At 70.9% G+C, this 16,320-nt stretch carries 16 protein-coding genes; 10 read left to right on the forward strand and 6 right to left on the reverse strand.

The annotated features are described in order from the left end of the window. Positions 1–717, reverse strand: a complete 717-nt coding sequence (locus FFG40_RS04165) for a hypothetical protein (RefSeq protein ID WP_138802342.1) — start codon at positions 715–717, stop codon at positions 1–3. A gap of 122 nt (positions 718–839) precedes the next feature. Here FFG40_RS04165 and FFG40_RS04170 point away from each other — a divergent pair, with 122 nt between their 5' ends. The 3 genes from FFG40_RS04170 to FFG40_RS04180 all read left to right on the forward strand — a co-directional run bounded on the left by FFG40_RS04170 (position 840) and on the right by FFG40_RS04180 (position 5,985). Continuing rightward, positions 840–2,126, forward strand: a complete 1,287-nt coding sequence (locus tag FFG40_RS04170) for a HupE/UreJ family protein (RefSeq protein ID WP_185974080.1) — start codon at positions 840–842, stop codon at positions 2,124–2,126. A 138-nt stretch (positions 2,127–2,264) separates the two neighbouring features. Next, positions 2,265–4,400, forward strand: coding sequence for an Ig-like domain repeat protein (locus FFG40_RS04175; protein ID WP_185974081.1), 2,136 nt, complete (start codon positions 2,265–2,267; stop codon positions 4,398–4,400). A gap of 376 nt (positions 4,401–4,776) precedes the next feature. After that, the gene (locus FFG40_RS04180) at positions 4,777–5,985 is read left to right on the forward strand and encodes an ice-binding family protein (RefSeq protein WP_185974082.1); all 1,209 of its coding nucleotides are present in this window, start codon (positions 4,777–4,779) and stop codon (positions 5,983–5,985) included. A 193-nt stretch (positions 5,986–6,178) separates the two neighbouring features. Here FFG40_RS04180 and FFG40_RS04185 read toward each other — a convergent pair whose 3' ends face one another. After that, positions 6,179–6,916, reverse strand: coding sequence for a GAF and ANTAR domain-containing protein (locus tag FFG40_RS04185; protein ID WP_138802344.1), 738 nt, complete (start codon positions 6,914–6,916; stop codon positions 6,179–6,181). A gap of 164 nt (positions 6,917–7,080) precedes the next feature. On the opposite strand from FFG40_RS04185, the gene FFG40_RS04190 reads away from it, so the two are divergent. Both FFG40_RS04190 and FFG40_RS04195 read left to right on the forward strand, forming a co-directional pair. After that, positions 7,081–8,232: an acyl-CoA desaturase gene (locus tag FFG40_RS04190; protein ID WP_138802345.1), complete on the forward strand. Its 1,152-nt coding sequence runs from the start codon at positions 7,081–7,083 to the stop codon at positions 8,230–8,232. A gap of 57 nt (positions 8,233–8,289) precedes the next feature. Continuing rightward, positions 8,290–9,225, forward strand: coding sequence for a diacylglycerol kinase family protein (locus FFG40_RS04195; protein ID WP_138802346.1), 936 nt, complete (start codon positions 8,290–8,292; stop codon positions 9,223–9,225). On the opposite strand, the gene FFG40_RS04200 is transcribed toward FFG40_RS04195, so the two are convergent. Then, on the reverse strand, positions 9,222–9,935 hold the full coding sequence (locus FFG40_RS04200) for a GAF and ANTAR domain-containing protein (protein WP_138802347.1): 714 nt from the start codon (positions 9,933–9,935) through the stop codon (positions 9,222–9,224). The two genes, FFG40_RS04195 and FFG40_RS04200, sit on opposite strands and share 4 nt — an antisense overlap. Before the next feature lie 198 nt (positions 9,936–10,133). On the opposite strand from FFG40_RS04200, the gene FFG40_RS04205 reads away from it, so the two are divergent. The 5 genes from FFG40_RS04205 to FFG40_RS04225 all read left to right on the forward strand — a co-directional run bounded on the left by FFG40_RS04205 (position 10,134) and on the right by FFG40_RS04225 (position 13,748). Beyond that, entirely contained in the window at positions 10,134–10,865 is a 732-nt protein-coding gene (locus tag FFG40_RS04205) for a trypsin-like serine protease (protein ID WP_111028671.1), read from the forward strand. Positions 10,866–11,010: 145 nt separating this feature from the next. After that, a complete protein-coding gene (locus FFG40_RS04210; RefSeq protein ID WP_027467207.1) occupies positions 11,011–11,898 on the forward strand; it encodes an SDR family oxidoreductase in 888 nt (295 codons plus the stop codon). 20 nt (positions 11,899–11,918) lie between these two features. Beyond that, positions 11,919–12,218, forward strand: a complete 300-nt coding sequence (locus FFG40_RS04215) for a Dabb family protein (RefSeq protein ID WP_185974084.1) — start codon at positions 11,919–11,921, stop codon at positions 12,216–12,218. 398 nt (positions 12,219–12,616) lie between these two features. Beyond that, entirely contained in the window at positions 12,617–13,285 is a 669-nt protein-coding gene (locus tag FFG40_RS04220) for a hypothetical protein (RefSeq protein ID WP_138802349.1), read from the forward strand. Between the two features lie 43 nt (positions 13,286–13,328). After that, positions 13,329–13,748, forward strand: a complete 420-nt coding sequence (locus FFG40_RS04225) for a Rid family hydrolase (protein WP_138802350.1) — start codon at positions 13,329–13,331, stop codon at positions 13,746–13,748. A gap of 60 nt (positions 13,749–13,808) precedes the next feature. Here the strand turns inward: FFG40_RS04225 and FFG40_RS04230 are convergent, their stop codons facing one another. The 3 genes from FFG40_RS04230 to FFG40_RS04240 all read right to left on the reverse strand — a co-directional run bounded on the left by FFG40_RS04230 (position 13,809) and on the right by FFG40_RS04240 (position 16,273). Further along, positions 13,809–14,309, reverse strand: a complete 501-nt coding sequence (locus FFG40_RS04230; protein WP_260678786.1) for a hypothetical protein — start codon at positions 14,307–14,309, stop codon at positions 13,809–13,811. A 20-nt stretch (positions 14,310–14,329) separates the two neighbouring features. Beyond that, complete coding sequence (locus FFG40_RS04235) at positions 14,330–15,127, reverse strand: L-threonylcarbamoyladenylate synthase (protein ID WP_221935154.1); 798 nt, start codon at positions 15,125–15,127, stop codon at positions 14,330–14,332. Between the two features lie 303 nt (positions 15,128–15,430). Further along, positions 15,431–16,273, reverse strand: a complete 843-nt coding sequence (locus FFG40_RS04240) for a helix-turn-helix transcriptional regulator (RefSeq protein ID WP_138802351.1) — start codon at positions 16,271–16,273, stop codon at positions 15,431–15,433. Positions 16,274–16,320: the final 47 nt, after the last annotated feature.

Consider the following 16,320-nt stretch of genomic DNA (forward strand, 5'->3'; position numbering starts at 1 on the left):
TCAGGGCACCCAGACGACGATGCCGCGCAGGTCGTGGAGCACGGCGGCGAGCCCGGCGCGCAGACCACGGGCCGCGCGGTCCGCGGTGAAGGTCTCGGGGTCGTAGTGGCTCGACGGGCCGAGGCCTTCGCCGCGGAATCCGCCGCCCGTCCAGTCCGCCGCCGTGACGTTCGACGTCGGCTCGGCGATCTCGGCACCGACGACCAGGAACTGCTGGTGGAGCGCGGTCGGCGAGACGGCCGCGAGCGGGTCGACCATGTGGTTGCCGACGGTGATGACCAGGTCGGGCTCGGCGTCGACGGCGCGCAGGACCGCGGCGATGCGGTCGTCGGCGTCCTTCGCCGAGACGGGGGTGACGGTGACGTCCTCGTCCGCGGCCCACGACTCGACGGCGTCGAGCAGGGTCCGGGTCGGGGCGTCGGCGGCGTCACCGGCGTCGGAGAGCAGCACGACGTCGTAGCCGGCGGGGGCGTGCACACCGGACCACGAACCGGGCTCCGGGTGGATGGTGGCCTCGGGAGCCGGCGGCTGGTCGGGGTCGGAGAACCCGGCGCCCAGGACCCCGGCCGAGGCGTGCGCCGACGCGGTCGTCGTCGGGCCGGTGCCGCCGGTGGTGTCGTCCGACGCCCCGGAGCAGCCGGCCAGCAGGACGGCGCCGGCACCCGCGAGGGCGACGGCGGTCAACAGGACGGTCGTCCGGGTGGCGAGGCGGGTCACGGCACCATGCAAGCACGCCCGTCGGCCGCCCCGGGCCGGTCGGGGGACCTGTCCAACACCCGTCCCGTTGCTGGTCACCGGCTGTTCACCTGCCGGTCGTCTGCGGGCCGGATCGTCTGCGCGTGCCCTCCGGAACCACCGCCGCGCTCCTGCGCGCCCGCCCTGCCCACCCGTCTCCCGCGTCCGCGCTCGTCGCACGGGTCGTCGCCGCGCTCGTGCTGCTCGGGGTGGTCGTGATCGGTGTGCTCGCGGGCGAGGCACCGGCGTCGGCGCACGGCTTCAGCTCGGTGGTCTACGCCGACGTCACGTCCACGAAGCCGACGGTCGTGCAGGCGAAGCTCGGGCTCGAGTACGACCTGATGCTCGTCTCGGTGGCCACTAGCGAGCACGACGACGCGCTGCACGAGCAGGGGCAGAAGGCCTGGGACGACGGGGACTTCCCCGGGATGGTGACGGCTGCCGAGGCGCACACCGACGCGATCGGGAAGTACGTGTTCGACCGCTTCACGGTGACCGGAGCCGGCGGGCAGGCCTGCACCGGCACGCTCGACGACACCGTCACGGTCGACCTGCAGGACGAGGTGCCGTACGCCCACGTGACCGCGGACTTCACCTGCCCGGAACCGTCCGAGACGCAGTCCGGGCACGTGGTGTCGTCCGAGCTGTTCCCGGACGACGAGACCTTCGTGCGCGACACCAAGACGATCGTCACCTACGACGTCGACGACCGGACGGGTTCGGCCACCCTCGACGCCTCGCAGCGCACGTTCTCGACCGAGCAGTCGGCGGGGGAGCGCTTCTGGGAGTTCTTCCGTCTCGGCGCCGAGCACCTGCTGACCGGGATCGACCACATCCTGTTCCTCGTGGCGCTCATCGCCGGGTCGCGTCGACTGCGCGAGGTCGTCTACACGGCGTCCGCGTTCACGATCGCCCACTCGATCACGTTCATCCTCGCCGCCCTCGGAGTGGTCAGCCCGCCCGCGATCGTCGTGGAGCCGCTCATCGCCCTGTCGATCGCCGCGGTCGCCGGCTGGTACCTGTGGCGGCTCTGGCGTCGTCGGTCGCGGGCCGACGAGCTGGTGGTCGGCGAGCACGGACACTTCTCGCTCGACCGTGCCGGGTGGACCCGCCTGGCCGTCGTCTTCGCGTTCGGGCTCATCCACGGGCTCGGGTTCGCCGGGGCGCTGGGCATCCACGAGGCGTTCTCCTGGCAGCTGCTCGTCTCGCTCCTCATCTTCAACGTCGGCATCGAGGCCGTGCAGCTCGCGATCATCGTCATCGTGTTCCCGCCGCTCTCGCTGCTGCGGCGGAAGGCGCACCGGGTGTCGCTCTGGGTGACGGGTGCCGTGACCGCCGGCGTGTTCGTGATGGGGATGATCTGGTTCGTCGAACGGCTGGCGGCGGGCTGACGCTCACCGTGGGACGGTCGATAGGTCGAGCTCGTTCCTGAACAGCGACGAACCGTCACTCAGCGTTTACCAAGACGTTTTGCAGTGCATGCAGAGTCTTCCGTGCTGCACCATCCCACGTCTGAGAAACGGACCCACATGAGTCTCCTGTCCGGCGCCACTACCCGGCGCAGAACCACCACCCTCCGCGTCTGCGGAGCCGTCCTCGGGGCCGCGCTCATCGCCGGCGCCTCGATGGTCGGCACGAACGCCGCCACCGCTGCGACGAACACCCCCACCACCAACATCTCGACCGGTGGCCCGATCCACATCCTGCTCGGCGTCGGTGCGACCGAGAGCCAGCGCATCGCCTCGTGGTACTTCCCCACGAACGTCGCACAGTCGCTCGAGATCCAGAAGACCGCGTCCATGACGGACGGGGTCTTCACCGACGCCAAGAAGACCATCGACGCCTCGGAGGCCGCCAACACCGCCGCCGACACGAGCGCGACCGACTCGAACACCAAGAGCATCCCCGGCATCGCCGCCGAGTCGGGCTACATCAACGCCCACGCGACGATCTCGGACCTCGAGCCGAACACCTCGTACACGTACCACGTCGGTGCGGCGGACGGTTCGGCCTGGTCCGCGTCCTACACCTTCACCACGAAGAGCTTCTCCGGCGACTTCGACTTCCTGTTCTTCGGCGACCCGCAGATCGGATCGTCGGGCTTCACCGACGACGACGGCGCCGGCTGGGCGGACACGCTCAAGTACGCCACGTCGACCGAGCCGGACGCCGAGCTCCTGGTCTCCGGTGGCGACCAGGTCGAGCACGCCAACAACGAGTACGAGTGGAGCGCGTTCGCCGACAGCAGCGACGTGCTGAAGCGCTACCCGTGGGCCTCGACCATCGGCAACCACGACGTGGGCGGCAAGGCCTACGAGCAGCACAACCAGGTCCCGAACTCCCTGAAGGTGCCGGACTTCTACCCGGGCGGCAACACGACCGCGAACTCGGGTGGCGACTACTGGTACATGTACAAGGGCGTCCTGTTCATCGACATCAACTCGAACGCCTACGCGGCCGGTTCGGACGCGTCCCACGTGAACTACGTGCGCGACGTCATCAACCGCTACGGCGACGACGCGAAGTGGACCACGCTGGTCTACCACCACTCGATCTACTCGCCGGCCGACCACGCGAACGACAAGGACAACCAGCAGCGCCGGTTCGACTTCACGCGTTCGTTCTCGGACATGGGTGTCGACCTCGTCCTGCAGGGCCACGACCACTCCTACTCGCGCAGCTACGCGATCAAGAACGGCAAGAAGGCCAACGTCAACGAGCAGCCCGCTGCTCCCGAGGTCTTCTCCGGCCCCGGCGGCGTCATCTACATGACGGCGAACTCGGCCTCGGGCTCGAAGTACTACGACCTCACCACCCCGGACGCCACCCAGGGCTACGGCGCGGACCCGCTCGACCCGACCGGACAGCGTCACTTCGCCAACTCGGTCGAGAACCAGGAGCACGTCCGCACCTTCGTGAAGGTCTCGGTCACCGACGACAAGCTCGCCGTCGAGAACATCCGCGCCAGCGACTGCACCACGCTCAACTCGGCCGTGCAGCACGGCAAGGTCGACAGCTGCGGCGTGACGCTCCAGCCGACGGCCACCGCCGACCCGGCTGCGATCGGATCGACGGTCGACAAGTTCAACCTGCACGCCACGCTGCCGACGACGAGCACCACGCTCACCGCGTCGGCGACCAAGCAGACCTACCGCACGGCCAAGCCGGTCAAGGTCACCGCGACCATCGGCGGTGGCATCGGCACGCAGAAGGGCACGGTGACGTTCAAGGACGGCAGCAAGGTCCTCGGCACCGCCCCGGTCACGAGCGGCACGGCCAGCATCACGCTGCCGAGCACCCTCACGGTCGGCAGGCACGCCGTCACGGCCTCGTTCGTCAACGCGGACCCGGTCTACTCGGGCACCGGCTCCTCGACGGCGAAGGCCACGACGGTCACCGTCGAGAAGAAGGCGACGAGCACGTCCCTGAAGTACAGCGGAGGCAAGGCGACCGTCGGGGTGAAGGCCACCGGCTTCCGGGTCGACGGCACCGCCCGGATCTACCAGGGCTCGAAGCTCCTCGCCACCGTCAAGGTCCAGAACGGAACGGCCACCACGAAGGTGCCGCTGCGCGTGAAGGGCACGCACAAGCTGCACGCCGTCTTCGCCGGCACCTCGGTGCTCGACAAGAGCACCAGCCCGACGATCAAGGTCGTCGTCAAGTAGCACCAGGCACGAGCAAGGGCCCCGCGATCTCGTTCGCGGGGCCCTTCGCCGTGTGGCCGGGGGTGGGCGCCCGGTCCTACCCGGGACCGGTGCCGCACCGGCTGACGGGAGACCCGAACTCCCTGTCCGTCCGCTGGTGAGAGCGACCGGTCAACCTGTGGTGAGCATGCGCCGACGGGGCTCGTTCGTCCACCCCACCAGGCCGATTGTCAGGCTTTGAGCGAATGTGCAGACATTCCTAGGTTCTGGCTGTGGAGAGGCGCATACTTCGAGCCTCCGAGAATGCGCGCTCGTCGCCGACGTCACCCCGCCTCTCCTTGCAGGAAGAGGCCGGACCATGCAGGCTCGCCATCTCAGACGAAGTTCCCTCCTGGTGGTGTCGGCCGCCGCCGTCGCGCTGATCACCCTCGGCACCGGTGGTGGGGCATCGGCCGCCACGGTCATCGACGGCCCCGTGAACCTCGGCACCGCCTCGACCTACGGCGTCCTCGGCGCGAGCGCGGTCACGAACACCGGCCCCTCCGTGATCAACGGCGACCTCGGGTTGTCGCCGGGCACGTCCATCACCGGCTTCGGCGGCGCACCGAACGGCGTCGTCAACGGCACCACGCACCAGACCGACGCCGCAGCCGCACAGGCCCAGCGCGACACCACCACCGCGTACAACGTCGCCGCCTCGCTCTCCCCGACCCAGACCGGTCTGACCGAGCTGAACGGCCTCTCGCTCTCACCCGGCGTGTACTCCGGCGGCGCCCTCGCCCTGGCGAACAACGGTGCACTGACCCTGGCCGGCAGCGCGAACTCCGTGTGGGTGTTCCAGGCCGCGTCGACCCTGACCATCGGGTCCGCCAGCCAGATCGTGATCACCGGCGGTGCCAGCTCGTGCAACGTGTTCTGGCAGGTCGGCAGCTCCGCGACCGTCGGCACCGGCGCCCAGTTCCAGGGCACCGTCCTGGCGCAGCAGTCCGTGACCGCCACCACCGGCGCGACCGTGCAGGGCCGACTGCTGGCCCGCACCGGCGCGGTGACCCTCGACAGCAACACGATCACGGCATCGAACGGCTGCCCCGCGCCGGGCACACCGTCCGAGTCGCCGACCATCACCTCGGGCACCCCGTCCGACGGCACCGTGGACGTGCCCTACTCGTCCACCGTGACCGCGACCGGCACCCCGAACCCGACCTTCACCGCCACGGGCCTGCCCGACGGCCTGACGATCGACAGCACCACCGGCGTCATCTCCGGCACCCCGACCACCCCGGGCACGTCGACCGTGACGATCACCGCGTCGAACGGCACCAGCCCGGACGACACCAGCGTCGTCACGATCACCGTCCGCGCCCCGGCCCCGGTGCCCACCGCGACGCCCACCCCGACGGCACCCGCAGTGGCGCCCACCGGCACCCCGAGCGGCCCCGCAGGCGCCGGCGGTGGTGGCGGCGGAACCGGCCAGCCCACCGGTGAGCTCGCGTTCACCGGCTCGGACCCGACCGTCCCGCTGAGCATCGCCGCCGCGCTGCTCGCCGCGGGTGCAACGCTCATGGTCCTGCTCCGTCGTCGCCGTCGCACCGTCGGCCGCATCTGATCCACCCGCACGTCCTCACGGCCCCGCGACCCTGGTCGCGGGGCCGTCTGCGTGCCATCACCGGCCTTGCGGTCGGTCCACGTGCCCGATTGCATGGGGGCATGCCGACCGATTGTGTCTTCGACGACGTGCCACGGGCCTCCCGGCTCGTCGAGGACGACCTGGTCGTTGCCGGGGCGTCCCGAGGGAACCCTCAGGACGCTCCGGCTCCGATGAGGTCGGCGAGCGGGACGTCGTCGCGCGCCACGGCTGCGGCGACCTGGCTCAGCGAGCGCTGGTGTGTGCGGGCGTAGCGACGGATCATGCCGAAGGCCTCCTCGACGTCGACCCCGGCCGCACGTGCGAGGTACCCCTTGGCCTGTTCGATGGCGACCCGGCTGTCGAGCGCGCGCTGGAGCTGCTCCGCGGTGAGCGTCGCGTGCTCGAGGGTCCTTTGCTGCAACAGGCTGATGGTCGCGACGTCGGCGAGGGCCTGCGCGGCTCGGGCATCGGCGCCGTTCAGCGCTCCCTCCGTCTCGCGGAACAGGTTCAGCGACCCGACGGTGGTGTCCCGCAGCCGGAGCGGGATGGCGTGGACGCCTGCGTAGCCGCGAGCCCTCGATGCCTCGGCGAACCGGGGCCAGCGCTGCCGCAGGTCGTCGGCGTTCTCCGAGGTCACCAGCCGGCCGGTGGTCACGGCGGTGATGCACGGCCCCTCACCGGCGTTGAGCTGGAGCAGACCGATGAAGCTGCTGCGCTCGCTCGTGGACGCGACGACGCGGAGCTCGTCCTGCTGGTCGAGCAGGTGGATCGCGCCCGCGGCGGCGTCGAACAACTCGACCGCCCGGTCGACCAGCGTCTGCAGGACGTCGACCACGTCGTAGTCCGCCACCAGGCTGTCGGTGAGGGTGACGAACGTCTCGACCAGTCGGGCTTCGCGTACCTCGGTCATGTGGAGCGGTCCTTCCGTCGAGCAGGCGGGACAACCGTAACCGAGCAGCAGACACGCGGACCTGTGGCTTGCACCCGGGAGCGCGGCGGCTCTAGCGTTGGAGCAGCTGCCCCAGACCCCGGCCGCCGGAACGTTCCGCCATTCCGATGACGACCAGGGAATCCATGACGACGCAGCACGCCGGTACCAGCCCGCAGCGGGAGACCAGCTCGAAACCCCTCACCGGCGGCTACCGGAAGACCGGCTCCCCGGCCGGACCGCGGACCGGCGGCACCTCGTCCTACTCCGCGCTGCTGGCGCGAGTGAAGGAAGCCGGGCTGCTCGAGCGCCGTCGGGGGTTCTACTGGGCGCTGTTCTCCGCGCTCGTCGTGGCGACGGCCGCGTGCTGGGTCGTGTTCGCGTTCCTCGGTGACTCGTGGTTCCAGCTGATCGTGGCCGGTGCGCTGGGCGTGCTGTTCACGCAGTTCGCGTTCCTGTCGCACGAGGCCGCGCACCGGCAGGTGTTCGAGTCCCAGAAGTGGAACGACCGCGCGGGCCGCTGGCTCGGCACGTTCCTGGTGGGCCTGAGCTACTCGTGGTGGATGAACAAGCACACGCGCCACCACGGCAACCCGAACACGGTCGGCAAGGACCCGGACATCGCCCCGGACGCGATCCGGTTCCTGCCCGAGGACGCCGCCGCCGTGACGAACGGGCCGCTGCGGGTGTTCGTGCAGTACCAGGGCTGGTTGTTCTTCCCGTTGCTGACGCTCGAGGGGATCAACCTGCACCGAGCCGCCGTCATGTCGGTGCTCCGGGGCACCGGCGGCCGCAGCGACACCCGGGGGCGGGTCCTCGAGGGCATCCTGCTCGTGGCGCGGTTCGCGATCTACCTGACGGTTGTGTTCTGGTTCCTGCCGTTCGGGATGGCGTGTGCGTTCCTCGGCGTGCAGCTGGCCGTGTTCGGCGTGATGATGGGCGCCTCGTTCGCCCCGAACCACAAGGGCATGCCGACCATCGCCCACGACGCGAAGGTCGACTTCTTCTCCCGTCAGGTGCGCACCTCGCGCAACATCCGTGGCGGCTGGTGGGTGTCGTTCCTGATGGGTGGGCTGAACTACCAGGTCGAGCACCACCTGTTCCCGTCGATGCCGCGGCCGGCGCTGAAGCAGGCCCGCCTGCTCGTCCGCGACCACTGCGACACCCTCGACGTGCCCTACACCGAGACCACGCTGCTGCGCTCGTACGGCATCGTCGTCCGGTACCTCAACCGCGTCGGCCTCGCCGCCCGCGACCCCTTCGTCTGCCCGATGATCACCGAACTCCGGATCCACTGACCCCGTCCCGTGCCGAACCTCCCGAACGAACCCCACCAGCTGCGAGCAGCGGTGGTCGTGAACCCGACCAAGACCGACCAGACGCGCCTCCGAGGGGTGCTCGCCGCCGAGGAGCGCGCCCACGGATGGGCCGAGTCGCTCTGGTTCGTCACGAGTGCCGACGACGACGGACGGGCGGCTGCACGGGCCGCGCGCGACGCCCACCCGAGCGTCGTCCTCGTCGCCGGCGGGGACGGCACGCTCCGGGTCGTCGCCGAGGAACTCCGCGGCACCGGGACGCCGGTGGCGCTCGTCCCCAGCGGCACCGGCAACCTGTTCGCGCGGAACCTCGGGCTGCCCCTCGGTGACCTGGTGCGCTCCGTCCGTGCGGGGTTCAGCGGGACGGACCGCCCGATCGACGTCGGGCTGGCCGACCTGACCGACCCGGCGGGTACCACGACGTCGCACGCGTTCCTGGTGATGACCGGCATCGGGCTCGATGCGAGCATGGCGGCGGACACGAACGCGTGGGTGAAGAAGCGGTTGGGGTGGGTCGCCTACTCGGACCCCATCGCCCGGTCCGTGATCGGCAACCGGCAGATCCCGGTGCACTACGGGATCGACGACGGCCCGCTCCGCAGCATGAGCGCACACACGATCATCGTCGGGAACTGCGGCACCCTGACCGCGGGCATCCTGCTGCTCCCCGCGGCCCGCCCGGACGACGGGATCCTCGACGCCGTGGCGTTCCGGCCGGCCGGGTGGTTCGGCTGGACCAAGGTCGGGTACGCCCTGACGCTCAACCGGTTCTTCGCGCGCACCCGGTTCGGGCGGCTCCTGGCCCGGGTGCTGCCGACCTCGCGTGCGCTCCGGTACACCCGGGCACGGACGCTGCGGCTGACCGTCGACACCCCGGAGCGTGTGCAGCTCGACGGCGACGCGTTCGGCGAGGTGGTCGCGGTGTCGCTCACCACGCACCACCACGGCCTGGTGCTCCGGACGGAACCGGTCTAGCCGGTGCTGCCGAGGTCGGCACCCCGGTGCACGACGTCCTCGGCCATGGCCCGGATCCCGCGACCCGCGCCGGCAGCAGCACGTCGCAGGATCTGGAACGCCTCGTCAATCCGGATGCCACGGCGGTAGGCGAGTGCGCCCTTGGCCTGTTCGAGGAGCACCCGGGCCTCGAGCGCGTCCTCGACCTGTTCCTCGATCGTGGTCGACACCCCGCGGTCGCGCTGTCGGACCAGGGCAGCCGAAGCCGCGCCGGCGAGCAGCTGGAGCAGCACGACGTCCTGGTCGCTGTGCCCGCGGGTGTGTTCGGCGAAGACGCACAGGGAGCCGATGGTCCGGTCCCGCAGACGGATCGGCTCGGCGAACGTGCCGTGCAGCCCGCGTTCGCGCATCGTCGCCGCGAACGCCGGCCACTCCGACTCGTGCGTGGACACGTCGGGCACGTCGATCGTCTTGCCGGTCCGGTAGCAGTCGAGACACGAGCCCTCGTTCGTGCCGAGCTGCGCTTCCTCGGCCTCGCTGCTGCGCTCGCTCGTCGAGGCGATGACCTGCAGTGCACCGGACCGGTCCGCGAGCACGACGCCCGCCTCCGTCGCGGAGGTCCCCTCCACGCACGCCGCGATCACACGGTCCAGGGCGTCGAGCACCTCGAGGTCGGTGTCCAGAGCAGGCACCAACCGATCCGGCAGGTTGATCGCGCCACTGGTCGTCATGCTTCGACGCTACGACCAGACCGATGGCGCACGGCTCAGCCAGTTCGCGTACCGGATGACCGTCTGACGCCCGTGACGACCCTCCCGTCAGCCACGTCCGTCGAAGTGCGGACTGGTGCGACCCCCGGACAGGGGGTCAGGATGACGCATCAGTTGCACAGAGCAACTGGCAGGTGCTTCACCGACAGAGGAGTCGTCATGAAGAAGTCCATCGCAGCCGCGTTCGCCGCGGTCGCCGTCATCACCGCCGGCGTGTTCGCCGCGTCGCCCGCGTCCGCGCTGCCCGTCAGCACGAAGGTCGTCGGCGGCGAGAAGGCCCCCACCACCTCGTGGGCGGTGCAGCTCGAAGCCTCCGGCGGGAGCATCCCCTCGGGTTACGTCAGCAACTGCACCGGCGAGCAGCTCAACGCCTCGTGGATCCTCACCGCCCGGCACTGCATCGACGGCATCGGCGCGATGAACGTCTACCACTCGAACTCCACCGTCAACCGCGGCACGGCCGTCGCCGTCGACCGGGTCAGCGCCTCGCCGGCGGGTGACATCGCGCTCGTGCACCTGCGGACCGCCTACTCGCTGTCCACCTACGCACCCCTCGACCTCACCGCGACGGCCAAGTCGAGCGGCACCGGCACCATCCAGGGCTACGGCTTGCGTGCCAACGCGACCCAGTCCGACGGCCTCTACCAGGCCACCGTCTCGCTCACCGGCGCGAGCACCGACGCCTTCAACGGTCGTGCCCAGCACCTCACCGGCGTGACCGGCGCCTCGAACCACGGTGACTCGGGCGGCCCGCTGCTCGTGAACGGCAAGGTCGTCGCCGTCTGCTCCACCGGCGACAGCGCCGACCCGGGTGCGAACACCAAGGCCGGCTCGAACTACGCCCTGCTGTCGCAGGCCTCGTCCTGGATCCGGACGACAGCCGGCGTCTGAACCACCTGACGGACGGGAGGCGCGGTGTCAGCCGGCACCGCGCCTCCCGTCCGTCCCCACCCATCTCCAGAACCGGGGTCGCCTGCTCGGCGTCCGTCACCCACCAGCTGAGCGCCCGTGCGGGCGCTGCGACGACAGTAGGGCCATGAGCCAGTACGAGAAGCGCGATCCGAACACCCTCTACCCGGCACCGCCGTACCCGAAGCAGGAGCAGTCACTGCCGGGTGCCGCGTGGAAGATGGACCCGAAGCCCGACCACGGCGAGGAGAGCTACACGGGGCTCGGACGGCTGAAGGGGTACCGCGGCATCGTCACCGGTGCCGACTCCGGCATCGGCCGTGCCGCCGCCATCGCCCTGTCGCGCGAAGGTGCGGACCTGGTGCTCTCGTACCTGCCGGACGAGCAGGAGGACGCGGAACAGGTCCGCGACCTGCTCGAGTCCGAAGGCCGTCGTGCCGTGCTGTTCCCCGGGGACATCTCCGACGAGCAGTACTGCACGGACCTGGTGCAGAAGGGGGTCGACGAGTTCGGCGGCCTCGACACCCTGGTCATGGTCGCGGGGCGCATGGAGAGCAACGAGGACATCCTCACGCTCGACACGTCGATGTTCGACTCCACCTTCAAGACCAACATCTACTCGCTGTTCTGGCTGACCAAGGCTGCGGTGCCGCACCTCGAGCCCGGGTCGACGATCGTGACGACCGGTTCGATCCAGGCGTCGACGCCCTCGCCGGACAAGATCGACTACGCCGTGTCGAAGGGCGCGATCAAGCTCTTCACCGAGGCCGTCGCGCAGCAGCTCGCGCCGAAGGGCATCCGTGTGAACTCCGTCGCGCCGGGGCCGGTGTGGACGCCGCTGCAGCCGGGCTCCGACGACGCCGAGACGGTGTCGCACTTCGGGGAGAGCTCGCCGTTCGGTCGCCCGGGCCAGCCCGCCGAGCTCGGTGCCGCCTACGTGCACCTGGTCAGCCCGGAGTCGAGCTACCAGTCCGGGTCGACGATCACGATCGCCGGTGGGACGCCGGCGTTCTGATGTTCGAGGAAGGCGACCACGTGTCCGGAGTGACGCACACCGTGCTGGTCGAGTGGGACGGGGAGGACCGGTCGTCCGACGCCTCGGCCCTGGCGCGTCAGCACCTGCCACGGATCGAGGGGGTCGAGTCGGTGCAGTCCGGCACGAGCGTGAGCACCGAGGGGTTGGAGGGCGGGTTCCACTGGATGCTCGTCGTCCGGTTCCGCGATCGTGCCGCGCTCGCCGGGTACCTGCCGCACCCGGAGCACCGACCGGTGGCCGAGTTCATCGGTGCAGCGAGTGCGCGTGTCGTCGTGTTCGACGTCGAGGACGCCAGCTGACCGCTGCGGCGGAAGCTGTGTAACGCTCTGGTTGCGATGGCGGCCGAGGGGTTCCGTTCCTCGTGGAGGCTCGACGTACGGTGGATCGGCCATCGCAACGGCGCGGGGGTCACCGGCCGGCGCCGTGGCTCATCGGAGCCCGCGCCGGTCGGGTCCCCGCCTGCGGGCGGGGACCGTTCGACATCCGCCGACGGAGGGAAACAGACGATGCCCGGCAACCCGAACCCGTTCGTCCACGACGGTGCGAAGATCCTGCTCGGCGAGGCGGGAGCGGCGCACTGCGACGAGTGCGGTGACGCCGTCCGGCTCGACCCGCGGATCGGCAGTTGGCGGACGGTGCAGCAACCCGGTCCCCAACTCCCGCCTGATCGGCAGCGGCGAAGTGTGGCGGGCGCCGCATGAGCGGCATCGTCCGGACCGCCGGCGTGGCCCTGGGGCTCGTCGCGGCGATGGCGTTGACCGCCTGTTCCGGTTCACCGGCCGCGACGCCGACCCGGACCGTGACGGCGACCGCGACGCCGGAGGCACCGGCCGACACCGGTACTCCGACCCCGACCGCTCCCGCGACGGACACAGCGTTCAGCCCGTCGGATCCCGCGACCTGGACCATCTCGACCGACGAGGTCGGACCGATCGCCCTCGGTGGCGCAGTGCAGGGCGAGATCGACGATCTGGCAGCCGCCTACACCCGGAGTACGGATGCGTGTCCGGCCAGCCCGGAGACGACGTTCTGGGAGCGAGCCGACGCCCCCGGCCTCATCGTCATCCCCCGCGACGGCAAGGTCGCCGGGGTGACCATCGGTGGGGTGGGGGCGGACCCGGTGACGACGAACTCGCCTGAGACCGACGCCGGCATCGGCATCGGAGCACCCCTGACCGAAGTGCGGTCCGCGTACCCGGACCTGCAGTACACCGGGACCTACGGTGAGGAGCAGGGGCCGTACTCGATGTGGAGCGTGCAAGCCGACGGACGCTACATGACGTTCCAGCTCGGGACTGACGGCGCCACGGTCGCTGCGATCTGGGTGGGGTCGGTCGCGAAGCTGCCGTACGAGTACTGCGCCTGAAGCGTTCGCAGGTCAGAACGCCGCTGCTGGCAGGATGACGGGCATGGCCAGCGCTGTCCGTCTCATCCGGTCCGACGTCCTGAGCGACGCGGCGCAGTACGCGTACGCGTCCACCGTGCCGGCCGGGACCCGGCTCGTGTTCCTCGCCGGGGCCTGCCCGCTCGAACCGGACGGGTCCACGGCGGCGGTCGGGGACTACGCGGGGCAGGCGGCGCGGTGCATCGAGACGATGCGGGAGGCACTCCGAGCCGCCGGTGCGTCGATCGAGGACGTCGTGAGCACCCGGGTGCTCGTGGCGTCCTCGCGGCAGGCCGACCTCGTCGCCGCATGGCAGGTGGTGCGCGATGCCTTCGGCGCGCACGACGTGCCGAGCACCCTGCTCGGGGTCACGGTGCTCGGCTACGACGACCAGCTGGTCGAGATCGAAGCCGTCGCGGCCGTCGCCGACGGCCAGGCCACGTGACGGCGCGAGGCGTCGAGGTTCCCGCGCTCCCGCGCTCCCGCGCTCCCGCGCATGCTCGCCTCAGAAGCCCGGACCCGCTTTGACCAGCGCGATGCCGACACCGACGAGCGCGAGGACGAGGCCGGCCACGAACGTCCGCGGGGACGGGTTCTCCCCGCGGAGCCTGGCCACGACGGGCCCGAGGAGGGCGAGCCGGACCACGAGGTACGCGATCGCGATGATCTCGGCCGCGAGCCCGGATGTGCCGGTCAGCCACGCGTAGGCGAGGACAGCAGCCGGCAGGAAACCGGAGGTGAGGACGGGCAGCGAATCCCGCAGCTCGGCGCGGACGGTCTCCTCGGTGAGGCGGTGGTCGCTCCGCGCACGTCGGCCGACCGATTCGGCGAAGGTGTGTGCGAGGAAGGTCGAGAACGCCGTGGCGAGGACGTACCAGAGCCCCCGACCGCTCTCGGCGGTGTCCGGGACCATCGGTGCGATCGTGCCGAGGATCACGATGTTGCCGTACACGAACGCGGTGATGCGGCTCGAGGCGTCCTCACGCGACAGGCGGTTCCTGCCCACGGAAGTCCTCTCGTGCGGGCTCAGTAGTACTCACCCTGCCGGTAGTCCCAGCTCGTGAACGTGTCGGCGAGCAGTCCCATGATCCGGTCGACGTCGAGCCCCTTGCGGATCAGCGTCGGAGCGGGGACGACCGATCGACGTCCGTCCTGCAGCGGGATCAGGGTCCCCGTGCTGTCGACCATCGACACCATGACGCCCTGCTCGTACCGGGTCTCGGCACTCTGCTCCGGCTGGATGGACGCGACGTAGTCGTCCGCCTCGACGATCACGTCGGCGCGCTCGGCGATGCGCTCGCCGATCCCGTCCACCACGCCGCGGTTGCCGGTGCCCGACGGGTTGGCCGAGCTCGCGAAGGCGAACCTGCCGTGCTCGGTCCAGAGCTCGCGGGCGGCGAGCTCACCGGGGACGCCGAACTTGATGACGAAGCAGGACGTCCCGCGGGTGTCCATCATGAGTTCGTCGGAGCCGTCCGTCGGCAACGCCGCTCGACCCTCGTCGCTCCAGGGCAGGATGCACCCGAGCAGGACGTCCTCGTCCCAGCACCGCTGGTACAGGGCGTCGATCTCGGGGGTGAGCTGTGCGATGCCTCGGAGCATCTCGAGCGAGCTCACGAGCACGACGCCCGGCTTGTTGCGGTTGCGTTCCTTCGCGTCGAACTTGCGCTCCAGACCCGCGCGGTCCGAGGTCATCAGGATGTAGCCGACCTTGGTGGGGACCACCGCCAGCCCGCCGTCGTGCAGCAGCGCGTCCACCGCACTGCGCGGCACACCGCCGGTCCAGTGCACCCGGTTCATGCTGACCTGCGTGTCGTCGTTCATGCCCGTCCTCGTCCCGCTCGTGAGCCAGACGATCGTCTGACAGCGGGAGCCTATGGACGGCGTCCGAGCCGGACAAGGGCGATGGACCCGACCTGTGGGCCTTCTCCGAAGGGTTCAGGCGGGCTCGCAGCGAAGGGCCGCGGCCGGTCGGCGCTGCGCCGCGCACAACCAAAGTGCATCCGCGCCGCGTGGTCGCGTGGTTCGAGGTCACTTTGGTTGTGCGACGCCGCCGGACGCCGGACGCCGGACGCCGGACGCCGGACGCCGGACGCCGGACGCCGGCCGACGGCCGCCGACGGGCGCTCACTCCACCAACGACTGCGTCCCCACCACGATCGCCAGGGCCAGCCGCTCCGCGTCCACCGACCCGGGCTCGGCCGTGTACGCCAGGATCCGCAGGTCCTCCGGCCCGACGACCAGGGTGTCGCAGTCGAGCGTGATCAGTCCGACGTCCGGGTGGTCGATCACCTTCCGGCGGGCGGTCTCGCCGAGCGCGGTCGCGCCGGAGTCCCACAGCCCGACGAACCGCGGGCTCGCCGCGCGCAGGTCCCGCACGAGCTGCTGCAGCCGGCGGTCGAGCGGGTAGCGGGCCGCGGTCATCCGGAGCCCGGCCACCAGGTTGGCCTCGAACGCCGCCTGCTCCTCGGGCGTGTGCACGGCGCGGCTGCCGGATCCGACCAGGTGCCGCCACGCGGTGTTCCGGTCGTTCCCGCGCAGCGCCCCGATCGGCCCCATCAGTGCGTCGTACGGGGCGTTGGCGACGAGCAGGTTCCCGGCCGCGTCGAGCACCGCGACGGGGGTGTCCGCCAGTCGGTCGAGCAGCCGCTGCACGCTCGGCGGGATCCGCGACGGCACCACGTCGGCACCGGGGACCGCGTGCCCGGCGAGCCGGTAGAGCAGCTCGCGGTCGGCATCGGCGACCCGCAGCGATCGCGCGAGTGCCTCGACGACCTGGGCGGACGGCGAGGTCGCCCGCCCCTGCTCGAGCCGGGTCAGGTAGTCGGCCGAGATCCCCGCGAGCCCGGCCAGCTCCTCACGCCGCAGACCGGTCGCGCGCCGACGCGGCCCGACGACCATGCCCGCCGCCTCGGGGGAGACGTGGTCGCGCAGCCGCCGCAGGGTGTACCCGAAGTCCGTGTCCGCCATGTCCCCAGTCTGCGCGCGACGGGCGACCGGGTCCTGGCCCTGCCGGT

Origin of the sequence: Curtobacterium sp. KBS0715 (assembly GCF_005938005.2) — a bacterium.
In the GTDB taxonomy this organism is placed as follows: domain Bacteria; phylum Actinomycetota; class Actinomycetes; order Actinomycetales; family Microbacteriaceae; genus Curtobacterium; species Curtobacterium flaccumfaciens.